Annotated in this window: 18 protein-coding genes and 1 riboswitch; of the genes, 9 read left to right on the forward strand and 9 right to left on the reverse strand. The window is 57.8% G+C overall.

Translation table 11 applies throughout. The annotated features are described in order from the left end of the window. Nucleotides 1–12: 12 nt before the first annotated feature. A complete protein-coding gene (locus tag KCG39_RS09730; protein ID WP_087829107.1) occupies nucleotides 13–1,014 on the reverse strand; it encodes a LacI family DNA-binding transcriptional regulator in 1,002 nt (333 codons plus the stop codon). 257 nt (nucleotides 1,015–1,271) lie between these two features. On the opposite strand from KCG39_RS09730, the gene KCG39_RS09735 reads away from it, so the two are divergent. Together KCG39_RS09735 and KCG39_RS09740 are read left to right on the forward strand one after the other, a co-directional pair. Next, a complete protein-coding gene (locus KCG39_RS09735) occupies nucleotides 1,272–2,021 on the forward strand; it encodes an SDR family oxidoreductase (RefSeq protein ID WP_004122684.1) in 750 nt (249 codons plus the stop codon). Between the two features lie 30 nt (nucleotides 2,022–2,051). Beyond that, nucleotides 2,052–3,659 carry an FGGY-family carbohydrate kinase gene (locus KCG39_RS09740; protein WP_142467878.1) on the forward strand — a complete coding sequence of 536 codons (1,608 nt, stop codon included), beginning with the start codon at nucleotides 2,052–2,054 and terminating at the stop codon, nucleotides 3,657–3,659. Nucleotides 3,660–3,796: 137 nt separating this feature from the next. Here the strand turns inward: KCG39_RS09740 and fbaB are convergent, their stop codons facing one another. Further along, nucleotides 3,797–4,849, reverse strand: coding sequence for a class I fructose-bisphosphate aldolase (gene fbaB, locus KCG39_RS09745; protein ID WP_004103793.1), 1,053 nt, complete (start codon nucleotides 4,847–4,849; stop codon nucleotides 3,797–3,799). 248 nt (nucleotides 4,850–5,097) lie between these two features. Here fbaB and KCG39_RS09750 point away from each other — a divergent pair, with 248 nt between their 5' ends. Genes KCG39_RS09750 through KCG39_RS09760 form a run of 3 tightly spaced genes read left to right on the forward strand, consistent with a single transcriptional unit; the run spans nucleotide 5,098 to nucleotide 8,335 of the window. Further along, a complete protein-coding gene (locus KCG39_RS09750) occupies nucleotides 5,098–6,381 on the forward strand; it encodes a nucleoside permease (RefSeq protein ID WP_032741899.1) in 1,284 nt (427 codons plus the stop codon). Further along, nucleotides 6,378–7,382: an ADP-ribosylglycohydrolase family protein gene (locus tag KCG39_RS09755; protein ID WP_123829096.1), complete on the forward strand. Its 1,005-nt coding sequence runs from the start codon at nucleotides 6,378–6,380 to the stop codon at nucleotides 7,380–7,382. The genes KCG39_RS09750 and KCG39_RS09755 overlap by 4 nt, the downstream gene beginning before the upstream one ends. Next, the gene (locus KCG39_RS09760; RefSeq protein WP_004122691.1) at nucleotides 7,379–8,335 is read left to right on the forward strand and encodes a PfkB family carbohydrate kinase; all 957 of its coding nucleotides are present in this window, start codon (nucleotides 7,379–7,381) and stop codon (nucleotides 8,333–8,335) included. The genes KCG39_RS09755 and KCG39_RS09760 overlap by 4 nt, the downstream gene beginning before the upstream one ends. On the opposite strand, the gene KCG39_RS09765 is transcribed toward KCG39_RS09760, so the two are convergent. Genes KCG39_RS09765 through thiM form a run of 3 tightly spaced genes read right to left on the reverse strand, consistent with a single transcriptional unit; the run spans nucleotide 8,309 to nucleotide 10,682 of the window. Continuing rightward, nucleotides 8,309–9,055, reverse strand: coding sequence for a GntR family transcriptional regulator (locus KCG39_RS09765; RefSeq protein WP_004122693.1), 747 nt, complete (start codon nucleotides 9,053–9,055; stop codon nucleotides 8,309–8,311). The genes KCG39_RS09760 and KCG39_RS09765 overlap by 27 nt on opposite strands. Nucleotides 9,056–9,111: 56 nt before the next feature. After that, complete coding sequence (gene thiD, locus KCG39_RS09770) at nucleotides 9,112–9,912, reverse strand: bifunctional hydroxymethylpyrimidine kinase/phosphomethylpyrimidine kinase (RefSeq protein WP_004122696.1); 801 nt, start codon at nucleotides 9,910–9,912, stop codon at nucleotides 9,112–9,114. Beyond that, nucleotides 9,909–10,682 carry a hydroxyethylthiazole kinase gene (gene thiM, locus KCG39_RS09775; protein WP_112165680.1) on the reverse strand — a complete coding sequence of 258 codons (774 nt, stop codon included), beginning with the start codon at nucleotides 10,680–10,682 and terminating at the stop codon, nucleotides 9,909–9,911. Before thiM ends, thiD begins: the two co-directional genes overlap by 4 nt. 34 nt (nucleotides 10,683–10,716) lie before the next feature. Beyond that, nucleotides 10,717–10,813: riboswitch (TPP riboswitch) on the reverse strand. Nucleotides 10,814–10,987: 174 nt separating this feature from the next. On the opposite strand from thiM, the gene KCG39_RS09780 reads away from it, so the two are divergent. Then, nucleotides 10,988–11,410, forward strand: a complete 423-nt coding sequence (locus KCG39_RS09780; RefSeq protein WP_142467880.1) for a universal stress protein — start codon at nucleotides 10,988–10,990, stop codon at nucleotides 11,408–11,410. Between the two features lie 55 nt (nucleotides 11,411–11,465). On the opposite strand, the gene KCG39_RS09785 is transcribed toward KCG39_RS09780, so the two are convergent. Further along, nucleotides 11,466–12,380, reverse strand: a complete 915-nt coding sequence (locus KCG39_RS09785; protein ID WP_176690180.1) for a LysR family transcriptional regulator — start codon at nucleotides 12,378–12,380, stop codon at nucleotides 11,466–11,468. A gap of 120 nt (nucleotides 12,381–12,500) precedes the next feature. Here KCG39_RS09785 and KCG39_RS09790 point away from each other — a divergent pair, with 120 nt between their 5' ends. Together KCG39_RS09790 and KCG39_RS09795 are read left to right on the forward strand one after the other, a co-directional pair. Next, the gene (locus tag KCG39_RS09790; RefSeq protein WP_142467881.1) at nucleotides 12,501–14,312 is read left to right on the forward strand and encodes an adenine deaminase; all 1,812 of its coding nucleotides are present in this window, start codon (nucleotides 12,501–12,503) and stop codon (nucleotides 14,310–14,312) included. Between the two features lie 2 nt (nucleotides 14,313–14,314). Next, complete coding sequence (locus KCG39_RS09795) at nucleotides 14,315–15,658, forward strand: NCS2 family permease (RefSeq protein WP_112165660.1); 1,344 nt, start codon at nucleotides 14,315–14,317, stop codon at nucleotides 15,656–15,658. A 51-nt stretch (nucleotides 15,659–15,709) separates the two neighbouring features. On the opposite strand, the gene KCG39_RS09800 is transcribed toward KCG39_RS09795, so the two are convergent. Next, nucleotides 15,710–16,630: a LysR family transcriptional regulator gene (locus tag KCG39_RS09800; protein ID WP_004122762.1), complete on the reverse strand. Its 921-nt coding sequence runs from the start codon at nucleotides 16,628–16,630 to the stop codon at nucleotides 15,710–15,712. A gap of 169 nt (nucleotides 16,631–16,799) precedes the next feature. Here KCG39_RS09800 and KCG39_RS09805 point away from each other — a divergent pair, with 169 nt between their 5' ends. Beyond that, on the forward strand, nucleotides 16,800–17,117 hold the full coding sequence (locus KCG39_RS09805) for an RcnB family protein (protein ID WP_024359184.1): 318 nt from the start codon (nucleotides 16,800–16,802) through the stop codon (nucleotides 17,115–17,117). Nucleotides 17,118–17,176: 59 nt separating this feature from the next. Here KCG39_RS09805 and KCG39_RS09810 read toward each other — a convergent pair whose 3' ends face one another. Next, nucleotides 17,177–17,506: a hypothetical protein gene (locus KCG39_RS09810; RefSeq protein WP_004122766.1), complete on the reverse strand. Its 330-nt coding sequence runs from the start codon at nucleotides 17,504–17,506 to the stop codon at nucleotides 17,177–17,179. A 351-nt stretch (nucleotides 17,507–17,857) separates the two neighbouring features. Further along, nucleotides 17,858–18,967: an iron-sulfur cluster carrier protein ApbC gene (apbC, locus tag KCG39_RS09815; RefSeq protein ID WP_087829118.1), complete on the reverse strand. Its 1,110-nt coding sequence runs from the start codon at nucleotides 18,965–18,967 to the stop codon at nucleotides 17,858–17,860. Nucleotides 18,968–18,978: the final 11 nt, after the last annotated feature.

Genomic DNA, 18,978 nt, shown 5'->3' on the forward strand with positions numbered 1-18,978 from the left:
CCAGAAAGCGGCTTAGCGGCTGCTCATCAACAGCGGCGGAATTTCAATCCGCTGCTGGCTGGCATCGCCGGAATCGATAATCTGAAACACCGCTTCCAGCATCGCCGGTACGTCCTGCTGCACCATGTCGATATCGTGCCCTAGCAGATAGACAAACGGGTCCCAGTCAAAGCAGCCCATCGGCGGCTGTTCGCTACCGGTCAGCCCCGCCTGCGATAGCCAGCGCACCACCCCTTCCAGCGATATCGTCGAGTTGACAAATATCCCCGGCAAGTGGGTCTCCGCTGCGCCAAACCGCTCTTGCAGGCAGGCCTCGACTTTACCTTTCGAATAACCGGGCGCCAGGATGTTCTCCTGCGGCACGCTCAACCCCAGCTCCCGATGCGCATCGTGAAAGCCGCGTAAACGCTCGCTGGTATTATGGTCGCCGCTGCGTCCACCAATAAAGGTCAGCGGCGCAAGCGCCCCCCGGCGGCGAGCGCTATTGGCGAGGATTTTTTGGGTCAGCGCCTTCGCGCCGCCGTAGTTATCCGATATTACCGACGGGGCGACAGACCCCGGCAGGTCGAGATTGACCGTGGGCACGCCTGCCTGCTGGCACAGGGCGGTAATTTTGTCCGGATTGGTTGCCCCGGTCGCCACCACCCAGTCAACCTGCCAGGAGAGCATCGCTTTTACCGCTTCAATTTCCAGCTCCGGGCTACGACGCGTACAGGTGATGATCGGCAGCAGGCCGCGCTCGCGGGCCATCTCCTCAAAGCGCTCGGCGACCGAACCGAAATAGCGGTTATCGTATTTGGGGACAATCATGCCAATGACGTGCGATTTTTTACTGCGCAGCATGCTGGCCTGGCGGTTAATGGCATATCCCTGCTCCTCGGCAATCCGCGTCACCTTTTCGGCAAGCTTTGCGCTGATACGGCGCTTTTTCCAGTTGCCGTTGAGGATAGCGCTCACCGCGCTCGCCGAAACGCCGGAAAGTTCCGCCAGGTCGTAAATCGTGATTTTCTTCATTTTCCCAACTTGCGTCACAAAATCATTTCGCTGTTAATTTCCCCACTTGCTCAATCGATGAAGCTAGCGCAACATGAGCTTCATCGATTGAGCTTCCATTCGACTTTCCGAAGTATTAACGCATTCAGCATTAATATTCCAGAAAAACTCAAGAAATGACGCTCATATTCAATACCTTAACAAGTTTTTGTCTTTAACGTCGAACGCGATGCCCTCGCGCTCGATAGTGCCAACCAAACTCTGTAAAGGATTATAAAATGAACCACTCTGTCTCCTCTATGAATACTTCCCTCAGCGGTAAAGTTGCCGCTATCACCGGCGCGGCGTCCGGTATCGGCCTCGAATGCGCGAAAACCCTGCTCGGGGCTGGCGCAAAAGTGGTGCTTATCGACCGCGAAGGGGAAAAGCTCAACAAACTTGTCGCCGAACTCGGCGAAAACGCCTTCGCCCTGCAGGTTGACCTGATGCAGGCGGATCAGGTTGATAACCTTCTGCAGGGAATTTTGCAGCTCACCGGGCGTCTTGATATTTTCCACGCCAACGCCGGAGCCTATATCGGCGGGCCGGTGGCCGAGGGCGACCCGGACGTCTGGGATCGCGTGCTGCACCTCAATACCAACGCCGCCTTCCGCTGCGTGCGCAGCGTCCTGCCGCATCTTATCGCGCAAAAGTCCGGGGACATTATCTTCACCAGCTCTATCGCGGGCGTGGTACCGGTGATCTGGGAGCCTATCTATACCGCGTCGAAATTTGCCGTTCAGGCGTTTGTGCATACCACCCGCCGCCAGGTTTCCCAGTACGGCGTGCGCGTCGGCGCCGTGCTGCCGGGCCCGGTAGTCACCGCCCTGCTGGACGACTGGCCGAAAGCCAAAATGGACGAAGCGCTGGCCAACGGCAGCCTGATGCAGCCGATTGAAGTGGCCGAGTCAGTGCTGTTTATGGTGACGCGGTCGAAAAACGTCACCGTACGCGACATCGTGATCCTGCCGAACAGCGTGGATCTCTGACCGTTCAACCAGCCTGTGTGAGAGGATTTTATGCAAAGCGATACGCAACATATTATTGGCGTCGATGTCGGTTCGGGCAGCGTTCGCGCCGGAGTGTTCAATCTGCGGGGAGACCTTGTCGCCCACGCGACCCGGGAAATTACCCTATTTCGCAGTGCCGGAAATGTGGTGGAACAGTCAAGCCGAGAGATCTGGCAGGCGGTGTGCTACTGCATTAAAACGGCGGTGGCCAGCGCCGGCGTCGCGCCGTCCTCGGTTGCCGGTATCGGCTTCGATGCCACCTGCTCGCTGGTGGTGATCGGTGAAAACGATGCGCCGCTGGCCGTCGGTCCTTCGGAAGACCCGGATCGCAATATCATCGTCTGGATGGATCACCGCGCCACCGGGCAGGCGGAAAAAATTAACGCCACGGGCCACGCGGTATTGCGGTACGTCGGCGGTAAAATCTCGCCAGAGATGGAAACGCCGAAAATTCTCTGGCTGAAGGAGAACCGCCCGCACACTTATCAGCAGGCGCGCCACTTCTTCGATCTTGCGGATTATCTGACCTGGCGCTCAAGCGGCGATTTAGCCCGCTCGGCGTGCACCGTGACCTGTAAATGGACCTACCTGGCGCATGAACAACGCTGGGACGCCGGGTACTTCCGCCAGATTGGCCTCGAAGAGCTGGCGGATGAAGATTTTGTCCGCATCGGCCAGCGTATTGTCGATCCGGGAACCCCCTGCGGCGACGGCCTCTGCGCCACGGCGGCAGAGGAGATGGGCCTGCCCGTCGGTACTCCGGTGGCGGTCGGTATGATCGATGCCCACGCGGGTGGTATCGGCACCGTCGGCGTGCTTAACGGCGCGGTCAATAACATGGCCTACGTTTTCGGCACCTCCTCCTGCACCATGACCACCACTCAGGAAGCGGTGTTCGTGCCCGGCGTCTGGGGACCATATTACTCGGCGATGGTGCCAGGGTTCTGGCTGAGCGAAGGCGGACAGAGCGCGGCCGGAGCGGCCATCGACCAGTTGCTGAGCTTCCATCCCGCCGCCGCCGAGGCTAAGGCGCTGGCCAAGGCGCGCGGCGTCCCGCTACCGGTTTATCTTGCCGATAGCGTGCTGGCGAAAGTGGAAAGTTCTTCTGCTGCGGTCACACTCGCCGCCGGGCTGCACGTGGTGCCTGAATTTTTAGGTAATCGGGCGCCGCTGGCCGACCCGCACGCGAAAGCAATTATCGCCGGGCTGGGGATGGAGCGGGACCTGGACAACCTGATGGCGCTCTACGTCGCCGGGCTGTGCGGGATCGGTTACGGCCTGCGGCAGATTATTGACGCGCAGAAGGCGTGCGGCATCCGCAGCGAGAATATCATCATTAGCGGCGGTGCCGGACAGCATCCGCTGGTGCGTCAGCTATTAGCCGATGCCTGCGGCGTTACCGTAGTTAGCACCGCCAGCAGCGAGCCGGTACTGTTAGGTTCGGCCATCCTCGGCTCGGTAGCAGGTAAAGTCGCCCCTTCCCTACCGGAAGCGATGAAGCAGTTTACGCGGGTGGATAAAACCTATCGCTGCGTAGAACAATTTAGCGCCGATCATCAGCGGCGCTATGAAGCATATAAAACGCTACAGCACACGGCGCGGCTAATTCGCGAATAAGCGGGATCCCGGAGGCGGCGCTTGGCGCGCCTGTCCGGGCTACCGGCCTGCAGACAGCGGTGAACCGGTAGCGCGGCCAGGCGCAGCGCCGCCGGGAAAGACAGACGACGCTGCTGCTTTACAGGCTTATATAGCCGTTAAGCAATGGTGACTTTGCCGTCCAGATAGACATCCTGCACGGCATTGATCAGCTTCACGCCGTCGGCCATCGATTTTTTAAACGCCTTACGTCCGAGGATCAGCCCCATGCCGCCCGCGCGCTTATTGATAACCGCCGTGCGCACCGCGTCGGACAGATCGGTTTCGCCGCCCGCCGCGCCACCGGAGTTAATCAGCCCGGCACGGCCCATATAGCAGTTCGCCAGTTGGTAACGCACCAGATCGATCGGATTATCGCTGGTGAGCTTGCTGTAAACCCGATCGTCGGTATAGCCGAAGTTCACCGCTTTATAGCCGCCGTTATTTTCCGCCATTTTCTGCTTCACGATATCTGCGCCGATGGTCGCCGCCAGGTGGTTGGCCTGACCGGTTAAGTCAGCGGAGACGTGATAGTCGACGCCATCTTTCTTAAACGCCGAATTACGCAGATAGGCCCACAGTACGGTCACCAGACCCAGTTCGTGCGCGCGTTCAAACGCAGCGGAGATTTCTTCGATTTGCCGACGAGACTGTTCGGAACCGAAATAGATCGTCGCCCCGACCGCCACGGCGCCCATATTGAACGCCTGCTCAACGCTGGCGTACAGCGTCTGATCGTATTCGGTCGGGTAGCTCAGCGTTTCGTTGTGGTTCAGTTTGACCAGGAAGGGGATACGGTGCGCATAGCGGCGCGACACCGAGGCCAGCACGCCATAGGTGGAGGCCACGCAGTTACAACCGGCCTCAATGGCCAGTTCGACGATATTTTTCGGATCAAAGTACAGCGGGTTGGCGGCAAATGAGGCGCCAGCAGAATGCTCTACGCCCTGGTCGACCGGCAGGATCGACAGATACCCGGTTCCCGCCAGGCGGCCGGTGTTATACAGGGTTTGCATATTACGCAGCACCGCCGGCGGACGATTGTTATCCACCATCACCCGATCGACATAATCCGCCCCCGGTAAATAGAGCTGGTCGGCTGGAATTGTCATACAGCGGTGCTGTAAAAGCGTGTCGGCATCTTTGCCAAGCAACTGCGTAATATCAGTCATAGCTATCTCCCGTAAGTGCCGGTCGAAACCGGCATGCGTTTTCCCAACCCAATTATTTTGGGCAGCAATAAGTCTGGTATCGAAAGTGGGATTTTTCCATTGCAGAGGGATTTTTAAATGTCATCCACTGACATCATCCATAACCGGGAAAATGTTATATCGGTCAAAGTTCCACCCCAAAGGTATTTAAAAGGTATTATATAATGGTATTGTTATTACGTACCTTACCTATCATGAAGGATTTAAAGATGAAAACTACAGTAAAGCTGTCATTCATGATGTTCATTGAGTGGTTTATCTGGGGCGCGTGGTTTGTCCCTTTATGGTTATGGCTGAATAAAAGCGGATTTACCGCTGGTGAAATTGGCTGGTCCTATGCCTGTACCGCCATTGCGGCGATCCTTTCGCCGATCCTCGTAGGTTCATTGACCGATCGCTTTTTCTCAGCGCAGAAAGTGCTGGCCGTACTGATGTTTGTCGGCGCGGTATTAATGTATTTCGCCGCGCAGCAAACCACCTTCAGCGGCTTCTTCCCGTTGTTGCTGGCCTATTCCCTCACGTATATGCCGACCATTGCACTGACCAACAGCATCGCTTTTGCCAACGTGCCGGATGTCGAACGTGATTTTCCCCGCATTCGCGTGATGGGCACCATTGGCTGGATTGTCTCAGGCCTGGTCTGCGGCTTTCTGCCACAAATGATGGGCTATAGCGATATTTCTCCGACCAATATCCCTTTGTTGATCACTGCTGGCAGCTCGGTGCTGCTGGGTATTTTTGCCTTTATGCTGCCCGATACGCCGCCGAAGAGTACCGGCAAGCTGGATTTAAAAGTGATGCTGGGGTTGGACGCGCTCATCCTGTTACGTGATAAAAACTTCCTTGTGTTTTTCTTCTGCTCATTCCTGTTCGCTATGCCGCTGGCTTTCTACTACATCTTCGCCAACGGCTACCTCACGGAAGTCGGAATGCAAAACGCGACAGGATGGATGACGCTCGGCCAGTTCTCTGAAATTTTCTTCATGCTGGCACTACCGTTCTTCACCACACGCTTTGGCATTAAAAAGGTATTATTACTTGGTCTTATCACCGCGGCGATTCGTTACGGATTTTTCGTCTACGGCGGTGCAGATCAATACTTCACCTATGCCCTGCTGTTTCTTGGAATTTTGCTTCACGGCGTAAGCTACGATTTCTATTACGTTACTGCCTATATCTACGTTGATAAAAAAGCACCGGTACACATGCGTACGGCGGCGCAAGGGCTAATCACGCTCTGCTGCCAGGGGTTTGGCAGTTTACTCGGCTATCGTCTGGGCGGCGTAATGATGGAGAAAATGTTTGCTTATCAAGAGCCGGTAAATGGGTTGACCTTCAACTGGGCAGGAATGTGGGGCTTCGGCGCCGCTATGATCGCCGTTATCGCCGTGTTGTTTATGATTTTCTTTCGCGAATCGGATACAGAGATCACCGCTATTAAGGTGCAAAACGACGATTGCGATGCTGCACTGAAACAAGAGGAAGTTAAATGAAAACGGAACGTATTCTCGGCGCGCTCTACGGGCAGGCATTAGGCGATGCGATGGGCATGCCGTCTGAACTCTGGCCTCGCTCACGCGTTAAAGCTCACTTTGGGTGGATTGATCGCTTTCTACCCGGACCGGCTGAAAACAATGCAGCCTGTTACTTTAATCGTGCCGAATTTACGGATGATACATCGATGGCGCTCTGCCTCGCGGATGCCATCATTGAATGCCATGGCAAAATCTCACCAGAAGTTATCGGGCGCAATATCCTTGCCTGGGCTGAAGGGTTCGATGCGTTCAATAAAAACGTGCTGGGTCCGACTTCTAAAATTGCGCTCAATGCCATTCGCGACGCAGTACCGATCGATGAACTGGAGAACAACGGCGTCACGAATGGGGCGGCGATGCGCGTCTCACCGCTAGGCTGCCTGCTCGCACCAACACAGCTAGACAGCTTTATTGATGAGGTGGCGCTGGCTTCCAGCCCCACGCATAAATCCGACCTCGCGATTGCGGGTGCCGTCGTGGTGGCGTGGGCAATCTCTCGGGCTATCGAAGGAGATAGCTGGCAGGCGATTGTCGACTCGCTGCCTGCTGTGGCACGCCAGGCGCAGGAAAAGCGGATCACCACTTTTAGTGCCTCGCTGGCTGCCAGGCTGGAGTTGGCTTTGTGCGTGGTACGTCAGGCAGATGGTATTGAATCAGCCTGTGAGGGACTCTATCAGCGCGTTGGCGCAGGCACCAGTACCCTTGAATCCGTTCCCTGCGCAATTGCGATGGTTGAGCTGGCTGGAGGCGACCCTAACCGCTGCGCCATTCTGTGCGCAAATCTCGGTGGCGATACCGACACCATCGGCGCAATGGCAACTGCAATTTGCGGTGCACTGAGGGGGATTTCTTCTATCGACGCCACCCTGAAGCAACAGCTTGATGAAGTGAACCAACTTGACTTTACCCGCTACGCCACGGCGCTTGCACACTACCGAGAGCAACGGGAGGCATCATGAATCTGATGCAACGATTACCCACCTTAGGCAACAAGCGTCCCATCACCATCGTCGGCGCGGCGGTCATCGATGTGATTGCTGACGCTTACGCCCTCCCCTGGCGAGGCTGTGATATTGAACTGCAACAGCAAAGCGTCAATATTGGCGGCTGTGCCCTGAATATTGCGGTTGCCCTGAAACGTCTGGGAATGGAAGCCGATAACGCCCTACCCGTTGGACAAGGCGTATGGGCTGATATCATCCGTAATAACATGGCCCGGGAAGGGCTTTCCAGCCGCATCGACGGCGTCACGGGTGACAACGGCTGGTGTCTTGCGCTGGTTGAGCCGGACGGCGAACGCACGTTTATGTCGTTTAGCGGTGTTGAAAACCAGTGGAATCCCGCCTGGCTGGCGCAACTAACTGTTCCGCCGCAAAGCCTGGTGTCACTTTCTGGTTATCAACTGGCATCACCCTGCGGGGAAGTGCTGGTGCACTGGCTGGAATCTCTGCGCGATATTACGCCGTATATCGATTTCGGCCCGCGTATCGCTGATATCCCCGAGACGTTAATGCAGCGAATCATGGCCTGTAAGCCCATTGTTTCGCTGAATCGTCAGGAGGCGGAGATCGCCGCAGAGCGCTTTAGATTACCCGTGGCAACCGAAGCGGTTGGTCAGGCCTGGCTAAAGAAATTCGCAATGCCGTTGATTGTTCGTCATGACGAAGAGGGTGCATGGTACTTCAGCGCGGAAGAACAGGGACTGGCAGCACCGTTCCCTGTGGCGGTAGTCGATACAATCGGTGCAGGTGACAGCCACGCCGGAGGGACGCTAGCCGGACTCGCCTCTGGATGGACGCTGGGCGAGTCGGTACTGCTTGGTAATGCGGTTGCGTCCTGGGTGGTAGGACATCGCGGCGGTGATTGTAGCCCAACGCGCGAAGCATTACTCCTCGCACACAAAAACGTATAGATCGCTACGACAGCGGTTGATGCTGTATTCAATCGGCCGCTGTTGTTGATCGAGTGCAACCTGATTGATAACCAGCACCGGTATTTTTTCATCCATATGAATGTGCGACTGAAATTCGGCATCCGGCATACGTGCACTGACACGCGAGCGCGTACGCTGCGGGAAGATATGCTGACTGCGAAAATAGTCATACAGCGACACGCCGATAGCATCAACATCATGAATCAGTTGGGCAGGAACCCAGGACTCTTCTATGGACACGGCCTCATCATCCACATAGCGAATTCGCTTGAGCAAAAATACATCACTTTGCGGGGCAATCGCCAATTGTGTCGCCACCTCATCCGGGCAGCTCACTATCCGTTTGTTGACCCACAGAGTGTCAGGTTTTTTTCCTCTGAGCACCACCTGCTGCGAAAAACCGCGCGCCTCTTTCAATGAATACTCAAAGATATTATTGATTTGCGTACCGTAGCCGCGAGCTCGGGTCACCACCCCTTCGTCTTCCAGCGTCCGCATCGCTTTGCGAACGGTAATGCGCGACACCCCCGTCAACTGGCTCAGGTCGCGCTCGCCGGGGAGAATATTACCGTGCTCCAGCGCACCACTGCGAACAGCATTTTTAACCGTTTCAGCAAACTTCAGGTACAGCGGCGTGTTATCCGGCGCTGCAATACGCTCGTTCAGTTGTGCGATCAACAGGGTATGCGCTTGTTCCATCGTGTTTTTTCCTGGCGAAAGTCAGGAAACAGTATACTTTTCGCCAGGCATGAAGACTACCACCATACGTGAAAATGGTGTACCGGGCCGATGCCGTGCCCCACTTCCAGCGAATCCGCCTGCGCCAGCGCCGCCGAGAGCCAGCCCTTGGCTTCCGCCACGGTTCGCCCCCAATCCTCGTAACGCGGACGCAGGGCCGCCAGCGCCGCCGACAGAGTACAGCCAGTACCGTGGGTGTTTTTGGTCTGGACTCTCGGCGCGGTAAAGCGCTGCTCCCCGTCGCGGGTAAAGAGCCAGTCCGGGCTTTCCGCATCATCGAGATGGCCGCCTTTCATTAATACCGCTCCGCAGCCCATTCCCAGCAGCGCTCTGCCCTGCTCCAGCATCTCTTTTTCCGTTCTGGCATGCGGCGCATCCAGCAGCGCCGCCGCTTCCGGCAGATTCGGGGTGATCAGCGAGACTTGCGGCAGCAGGCGCTGACGTAGCGTCTCCACCGCCGAGGCTGAGAGCAGCGGATCGCCGCTTTTTGCCAGCATGACGGTATCCAGCACCACGTTGGTTATCCGGTAGCGCGCCAGCCGTTCCGCCACCGCCTCGACGATATCGGTTTCCGCCAGCATCCCGATTTTGGTGGTATCGATGCGCACATCGCTGAAAACCGAATCGAGCTGCGCGGCGACAAAATCAGGCTCGATACGGTACACCGACTGGACGCCACGGGTGTTTTGCGCCACCAGCGCGGTGATGACCGAGCAGCCGTAAGCGCCCAGCGCTGAGAAGGTTTTGAGATCCGCCTGGATCCCCGCGCCGCCGCTCGGGTCGGTGCCGGCGATGGTTAACGCATTAATTCGTTTCACAGATCACCTCCCGCATAGAGTGCATCGAGGAAGGCAGGAGTAAAGCTGCCGGGGCCGCCCTGTCGCGCCGCTTTTCCCCCCGCGCGCTTCATCAGACCGCAGGCTGCGGCCACGTTTTCCAGCCGATCGCCGGGCATCGCCGCAGAGGCGGCAACCACCGCCGATAGCGCGCAGCCGGTGCCGACTACCCGGGTCATCAGCGGATCGCCGCCGGTGACCGCGCGCGTACGCTGGCCATCGGTGATGTAATCGACCTCACCGGTGACCGCGACCACGGTATTCAGTTGGCGGGCCAGCGCCTGGGCCGCGGGCAGCGCGGCGGCGGCGGTATCGGTGGTATCGACGCCGCGCCCGCCGCCGCTCATTCCGGCCAGGGCCATAATTTCCGAGGCATTACCGCGAACGGCGGCAGGCTGCAGCGCCAGCAGCTCCCGGCAAAATTCTGTCCGTAAGGTCAGCGCGCCGACCGCCACCGGGTCCAGTGCCCAGGGCTTGCCCGCCTGCTGCGCGCTGCGCGCCGCCGCACGCATCGCCGCCGCGCGTTCGACGGTCAGCGTACCGACATTTATCAGCAGAGCATCGGCAATAGCGGCAAACTGGCTGGCTTCGTCCGGGTCGATAACCATCGCCGGGGATGCGCCAATCGCCAGCAGGACGTTGGCGGTAAAGGTCTGCACCACGTCGTTCGTCATGCAGTGCACAAGAGGGGAATGGTGGTGAAAAAGGTGCCGCAGATGGGCAATATGCGCGGGGTTCAGCAGGTCAGACATCGTTTGCTCCCGCCAGGCGATGAAGAAGCGACGACCCTGCGGTCTCTGACTTCCCTACGCTGGCATTATCCAGATCAGGTGGTACGGGTTTTTCTCAGCCTTCACAAGGAAGGGCACCCCGAGTCATTGAGAGATAAAAACGTTCTCAGCGGGCAGGTTACGGTAAGTCGCGGAACAACGCAAGCCGGCGCAGGCATCAAAAATCACACGGTAACTCCCTGACGGTACAACGCATTGTTTGATTTGCTTTCCCCATACTGTAGGCTCAAAATTAATCAAGGTATTGTCTCGTTAAAGGTGTTGTCATGCCCGTATATCAACACGCCCTGGTACTCATCAACAGCAGCCTTGACGGCGTTCCGCTGCTGGCGCACGCCGCGAAAATGGCGGAAGAAAACGCGATGCGCATTACTATCGCCCATATCAGTACTGACTATCGGGCGCTAAATTACGTCTCAGATAGCCTGATGAATGACGATGTTTCGCAGGAGGTCATTCAGGCCAAAGCGCTGCTCACTGAGCTGGCCACCACGGTCGCCCTACCGGTGCAGACGCTATCGCTGGTAACCACGCGTCGTTTTGCCGATGTCGAAGAGTGCGTGCATAAGCGGGGAATTGATTTGATTATTGCCGGACACCATAATCGGCTGCTGGGCGTTCTCGCGTCACACTCCCTGGAGTATATTAATCATCTTACCGTCGACGTGTTGATTAAGCATCTTCCCTGACCGCCTTTCCCGGAGGCGGCGCGCTGCGTTCGTCGGGCTCCCCTCCCCGCGCCGGTCAGCGCAGCGAACTCAGTAATAATGCGAAACATTCCTCAATCAGCGGTGGTAGAGGCTGCGGTCCGCGCATCAGCGCCACGGTTCGCGTCAGCGCGGGCTGCTGAAGCTGCGCCACCTTTAACGCCGGATCCTGAAGGTGAGTGGTATAAAGCTCAGGCAGAATCGCCACCGCCAGCCGGGAGCGAACCAGGCCGTAAAGCGTTTCAATATAGTCAACCTGATAACGCGTATTCAACGTAAGACGATGGCTCTCCGCCAGCGCGCCGACCAGCCGCTGAATATTGCCCTTTGAGAATACCGCGATATCGCGCCCTGCCAGCAGCTTCCACGGCAGATGCGGCTGCCCGGCCAGTGGATCGTCGCAGTGCAGCACCGCGACAAACGGATCTTCGCGCAGAGGATAAACCTGCAGCTCTGGCGGTAACGAACGATCTATTGCGCCAATGGCAAAATCTATCTTTCCCGACTGCAGTTCGCAAAACAGGGCGTCGTTGGTCTGATCGTGGAACTCCACCCTCAGGCGCGGAAACGCCTGGGCCAGCGTTTGCGGCAGCAGCGGAAACAGCAGCGAGCTCACCGAGGGCACCAGCCCGATACGCACCGTACCGTCGCCGCCGGCCTCGACTATCTGCTGCATATCCTGAAACGCCAGCTGCGCCACGCTCAACACCCGCCGGGCGTGGGGCAAAATCGCCGCCCCCAGATCGGTTAAGGTGACCGCCGAGGCGGTACGGTTGACCAGCTTGCCGCCCAGCACCGTCTCGATTTGCCGCAACGCGCTGCTTAGCGCCGGCTGACTGATAGCCAACCGGTTAGCGGTGTCGGTGAAGTGACGCAGCTGGGCCAGGGTCACAAAGTACTGAATCTGCTTGAGAGAGAGCGCGGGCAGACGCTGCCAGGGTTCGGTCATCATGTTTTCGTCAACGGTGAGCATGCAGAATAACCCGAGGTTATCGGGCGATAAATTTATTCATCTGGGCAAACGTTTGCTCTGCCCCTAGAGTATCCCCATTATCCTTGTGCCGGAGTTGTTATGTCCAGCAGTGCTGAAACCCGTCGCCGCGCCGTTCAGGCCGCACGCGGTGAATCCCCGTTCGATCTCTTATTAACCGACGCGCAGATTGTCGACATGGCCACCGGCGAAATTCGCGAGGCCGACGTCGGGATCGTCGGCGATAGGATCGCCAGCGTACACCCGCGCGGCAGCCGTTCCGATGCCCACGAACGCCGCTCGCTGGCGGGACGCTTTTTATCGCCTGGGCTGATGGATACCCACGTCCATCTTGAAAGCTCTCACCTGCCGCCTGAACGCTATGCCGAAATTGTCCTGGCTCAGGGCACCACGGCGGTATTCTGGGACCCGCACGAACTGGCCAACGTGCTGGGCGTTGAGGGCGTGCGCTACGCCGTCGCCGCCAGCCGCCATTTGCCGCTGCGGGTGATGGTCGCCGCCCCCTCCAGCGTACCGTCAACGCCGGGGCTGGAGATGTCCGGCGCGGATTTCGCCGGCGCGGAAATGGCTACTATGCTGGCCTGGCCGGAAGTTTGCGGCGTCGCCGAAGTGATGGACATGCATGGCGTGCTGCACGGCAGCGAGAGGATGCAGGAGATTATCCAGGCCGGCCTGGACAGCGGCAAGCTGATTGAAGGCCACGCGCGCGGCCTGAGCGGCGCGGATCTGCAGGCCTATCTCGCCGCCGGGGTCTCCTCCGATCACGAACTCACCTCGGCGGAAGATGCGCTGGAAAAGCTGCGCGCCGGGCTGACGATCGAGATCCGCGGTTCGCACCCTTACCTGCTGCCGGATATCGTTAACGCCCTGAAAACGCTGCCGCATCTCTCCTCGCAAATCACCGTCTGCACCGACGATGTGCCGCCGGATATGCTGCTGGAAAAAGGCGGCATTATCGCCCTGCTCAACCTGCTGATTGAGCACGGATTGCCGGCAACAGACGTACTACGTTTCGCCACCTTAAACGCGGCGATCCGGCTGCAACGTAACGATCTGGGGCTGATTGCCGCCGGACGCCGCGCCGATCTGGTGGTTTTCGATTCATTAGAAAAGCTCGCCGCGCGGGAAGTTTACGTCGCCGGGAAGCTGATTGCCCGCGAGGGCGCCCTGCTTGAGTCGATTCCGTCGGCGAGCGGCGTAACCCCGCCGCGCGATACCCTACAGATGCCGCCGCTCAGCCCAGCCGATTTTATCCTCCGCGTCGGCGTGATTCGCCACGGCGTCGCCCGCCTGCGGCATATTCGCGGCGCGCGCTTCACCCAGTGGGGAGACGTTGAGGTACAGGTCCGCGATGGCAAAGTGCAAATACCGGACGGGTTTAGCCTGATTTGGGTTAAGCATCGCCACGGTCGTCACGAAGCAAAACCACAAATTGCGCTATTAGAGGGCTGGGGCGAACTGCGCGGCGCCATCGCCACCAGCTACTCCCACGATTCCCACAACCTGGTGGTGCTCGGCCGCGATCCTGACGATATGGCGCTGGCGGCAAACCGGCTGATCGAATCCGGCGGCGGCATGGCGCTGTCGCAGCAGGGAAAAATCCTCGCCCACGTGGCGATGCCAATTGCCGGGATGCTCTCCGACTTACCCGCCACGGAGCTGGCGCGGCAGTTCCGCGAGCTTCGCGACCTGAGCGCGAAAATTGCCGACTGGGAGCCGCCCTACCGCGTCTTTAAGGCGATTGAAGGTACCTGCCTGGCCTGTAATGCCGGTCCGCATTTGACGGATTTAGGTTTGACCGACGGCGGCACCCGCCAGATAGTCGAGCCGCTGATAGACTGCCGGGAAATTCCGGAACACACAGAACACAACAATAATCTTCAGGGAGCCTGAGCATGGCCGACAATACCCTTCATTCATCCGCGCAAGGAAGCTGGCTGGAGCGCCGTTTTGCCTTGTATTCCCGCGGCAGTACGCTGCGCACCGAATGCCTCGCGGGCATCACCGGCTTTCTCGCCGCCGCCTATCTGCTGGTGGTTATCCCCGGCCTGCTGGCGGTTGGCGGGATGGATAAAGGTGCGGCAACCACCGGCACGATCCTGGTGTTCGTCGGCGGTACGCTGCTGATGGCGTTTTATGCCAACCTGCCGTTTATCGTCGGACCGGGCATCGGCGGCTCAGTGCTGGTCGGCGTCACGCTGGCGGGCAGCGAAGGCATTGGCTGGCAGATCGGTCTCGGTATCGCCTGCTGGTCGGGAATTCTGTTTTTCCTGCTGACCAAATTCGGCCTGCGTGAGGTGGTGACGCGTTCGGTGCCGCAGTCGATCAAACTCGGGCTAACGGCGTCCATCGGGCTGTTCGTCGCGGTGCTGGGCTTCCGTAACGCCGGGCTGGTGCTGGCCAACGCCAAAACCAACGCCTTGATGCTCGGCGATTTTCTCTCGCCGGGTGCGCTGGTGGCGCTCTGCGGGCTGTTTCTGGCCATCGCCCTGCAGGCGAGAAAAATCCCCGGCTCAATTCTGTGGGCGATTCTCTTTGCCACCCTGGTCGGCATTCCGATGGGCGTCACCAGACTCCCGGGCAGCTTTATCGATATGCCGCATTCGCTGACGCCGGTGCTGGGGCAAATCGACATGCTGGGCGCGCTGAATATCGCCTTTTTGCCGTTCCTGTTTGTGTTCTTCGCTTCAGAGTTCTTTTCCACCATGGGCACCACGCTGGCGGTCGGCGGCGAAGCGGGCCTGCTGGATGAAGAAGGTAATATGCCGCATATCAATCGCCCGTTTATGGTTGACTCGATCGCCGCGGCCGTTGGCCCCTGGCTGGGCATTCCGGCGGCGACCGCGCTGATTGAATCCTCGGCGGCAGCGGAAGCCGGCGGTAAAACCGGGCTGACCGCGCTGTCGGCGGCGGTGATGTTCCTCCTGATGCTGCTGTTTACTCCGGTGGCGCTGATGATTCCGAAAGAGGCGACCGCGCCGGCGCTGATCCTGATTGGGCTGAACATGTTCAGCGGCCTGCGCAAAGTGGATCTGGCAAACTTCACCGACGGCCTGCCGGTGCTGATGATGGTGATGATTACGCTGATTGCGAATAGCTTCGGCACCGGGATTGCCGGCGGGCTGCTGTTTTATGTGGTGATCAAAACCATCGCCGGGAAGTGGCGGGAAATCCCCATCGGGCTGTGGATCCTCGCGATTCCGCTGGTGTACTACTTTGCCACGCTGGTGAAGCATTAAGGTTAGCGCCGAACGTTCTCCCGGAGGAGGCGCTGGCGCGCCTTGTCCGGGTTACCGGCCCGCTGAGGGCGTGCAGGAATTAAACGCTTCACACGCTTCTTTCACCTCTTCGTACAGCAGCCGTACTGCGGGAGAAAGCTGCTTACGGTGCGGGCAAATCATATTCAGCGGCACCACGTCTCCCTGATAGTGCGGCAACAGCACCCGCAGCCGCCCTTCCCGGATATCATCGCCGACGTCGAGTTCAGATTTGAAGGCAATGCCCTCCCCGGCAATCGCCAGGCGGCGTATCACCTCCGCGTCATCGCTCACGATAGTGCCGGAAACCTGCACGTGATGGACTTTCCCCTCCAGGCTCAACGGCCAGCGGTCAAACGCCCTGCCGCGCAGCACGTAGGTCAGCGCGTTGTACCGGGACAAATCCTCCAGCGTCTGCGGTTCGCCGTTTTCAGCTATCCAGCCGGGCGAGGCCACCAGCACCCGGCGGTTATCCGGCGCGACGGGCAGAGAAATAAACGAAGCATCGTCGTTATCGCCGTAGCGAAACGCGACGTCCACCGGGTCTTTAAACACGTCGGTCCGATGATCGGAAAACAGAATCCGCAGGCGCAGCGCAGGATGGCGCTGACGAAAAGCGCGAAACACGCGCAGAAGCAAATTGCGCCCAAGGTCGGACGGCACGGCGATTTGTAACGTTCCGCGAACTTCGTCATCCGGCGTGTGGATTTTTTGCAGCCCGGCGTGCAGCGTATCGATCATCTGCATGGCATAGGGCAGCCAGGTTTCTCCCTCCGGCGTCAGGCGTAAGCTCCGCGTCGAACGGGCGAATAGACGGATATTTAGCGTCGTTTCCAGACGCTTTATCGCCGCGCTGACCTGCGCGGGCTGCAGCCCGGCCTCCCGCGCCGCATCGCTGAAGCTGCTTAACGCCGCCGCGCGGACAAACAATGCCAGATCTTCCAGCCTGAACATACCCACTCCCCACCCCGGATTATTCTCAAAACAGGCGCGCCACGATGAAAAACGCCGCCGCATCACCGTTTGCTTACACTTTTAACCAAACCAACGCTTGCCATTTCCTTGACGTATCAGGAATCATACGAGGCTGCGATTTTGTGTCCAGGATAATAATGGGGAAATTATGCGTAAAACAAAAATGATGCTTCTGGGCGTACTGTTGGCCTGCTCAAGCGGAGCGTGGGCGGCGTCCGGCGAAGGTATACAGAAATATGAGCTGGATGGGGTGACCGCAGACTTCAAACAATTCCATATCGGCGATACCGTCCCGCCGCTGTACCTCACGCCAGAATACAACATCAAGCAGTGGCAGCAGCGCAATTTACCTGCGCCGGATGCCGGGACCCGCTGGACCTATATGGGCGGAAGCTACGTGCTGATTACCGAAACCGAGGGAAAAATCCTCAAAATCTATGATGGCGAGATTTTCTACCATCGCTAAAAGCCGAACGCCAGCGCGCTATCCCTGCCGCTGGCGTTTCCTTTTCCGATGCGATAACGCTATCCGTTAAAGCGGTTTTGTTTATGCATAAATTCCTCGACGGCAATCCCGGAAGCAACCTGCTCATAGAGCATTAAAATACTTAATATCAAATCGCCGCCGCTACGCAGTAAATCATCCGGGGCAGGACGACTCTTCTCATCCGATAAAAAAACAAGCTGTTCAAAAATATCACTGTATTCGCCATAAGCGCCTATCGGAATTTCAACTATCGGGAGATGCTCCTGGCAATAGCGTAACGCGTCTGCGGCTTTCTCCGGCAGCGTGCGCGTATGCATAAAAATAACCAGTAGTTCTCGTAACTTAACGATTAGAGCAATGTTGTTCATCATGCACTCCGGAAATGTATTACAGCGCTACTTTCCTTCCATCGTTTTTATTGACGTCGTACTGATAACTTCCAAATTTCGCCAAATCACACAGCCAAAATTAAACATCGTCACGGCGAATTAAAATACTTCACTTCAATGCTAATTAAGCTCGCATAACCGCCAGAGGAAAACAATGTTAACAATATGTTTTATTGATAAATCTCAACATCGCTAAATGTGAATAAAAACAAGTAATATTTAACGCTAATATTATTCAAGCGGTGATTATTTCAGCGAGAGAAAACGGGCAGGGATATAATAAAAAACCGTACGGCGCAACGCGACGTACGGTTCAAAAGGGAGGAGAAATCAGACCGCGCGGAAGGCTATTTCACCGGGGATAACTTCGCCCTGCCAGTACAACTGAGCCGCGACGCGATCTGCCAGCTGGCGGTAGATTTCGGTAAACTCGCTTTCCGGGCGCGCCACCACCGTCGGCGTCCCTTTGTCGAGATCTTCACGCAGGGTGATATGCAGCGGCAGCTGGCCCAGCAGCTGGGTATGGTATTTCTCCGCCAGCTTTTGCGCGCCGCCGGTACCGAAGATAGGCTCGTGGTGTCCGCAGTTGCTGCAAATATGCATGCTCATGTTTTCCACAATCCCCAGTACCGGGACCTCGACTTTTTCAAACATCACGATGCCTTTTTTGGCGTCGATTAGGGCGATATCCTGCGGCGTGGTCACCACCACCGCGCCGGTGACCGGAATGTTTTGCGCCAGCGTCAGCTGAATATCACCGGTGCCCGGCGGCATATCCAGAACCAGATAATCGAGATCCGGCCACAAGGTTTCCTGCAGCATCTGCATTAACGCTTTGCTGGCCATCGGGCCGCGCCAGACCATGGCGTTATCGTCGGTGACCAGATAGCCGATGGAGTTGGTGGCGAGACCAAATTTCATAATCGGCGCCATATGGGTGCCGTCCGGCGAGGTTGGACGCTGATCTTCCGCGCCGAGCATGGTCGGAATTGACGGGCCGTAAATATCGGCATCCAGAATGCCGACTTTCGCCCCTTCCGCCGCCAGCGCCAGTGCGAGGTTGACCGCGGTAGACGATTTACCCACCCCACCCTTGCCGGAACTGATAGCGATAATGTTTTTCACGCCGTTGATGCCGGGCTGATTTTTTACCCGCTGCAGCGTGGCGATGCTGTGCGTCAGCTTCCAGTCAATGGCTTTGGCGCCGGTAATGCGCAGCAGCTCGGCGCTGCACTGCTCCTTGAGCACCTCAAATGCGCTATGCCAGACGAACGGCATCTGAATTTCAATGTGTACGGTCTCGTCCAGCCAAGCGACGTGATGCAGCGCCTTCAGCGTAGTGAGGTTATGTTTCAGGGTTGGGTGCTGGAAATTAGCCAGGGTCCCGGCGACCATCGCACGCAGACGCTCGGGGGATTTGGCCTGGGATTGCGAACTCATCCCGACTCCTT

It is taken from the genome of Klebsiella pasteurii, from assembly GCF_018139045.1.
GTDB classification, from domain to species: domain Bacteria; phylum Pseudomonadota; class Gammaproteobacteria; order Enterobacterales; family Enterobacteriaceae; genus Klebsiella; species Klebsiella grimontii.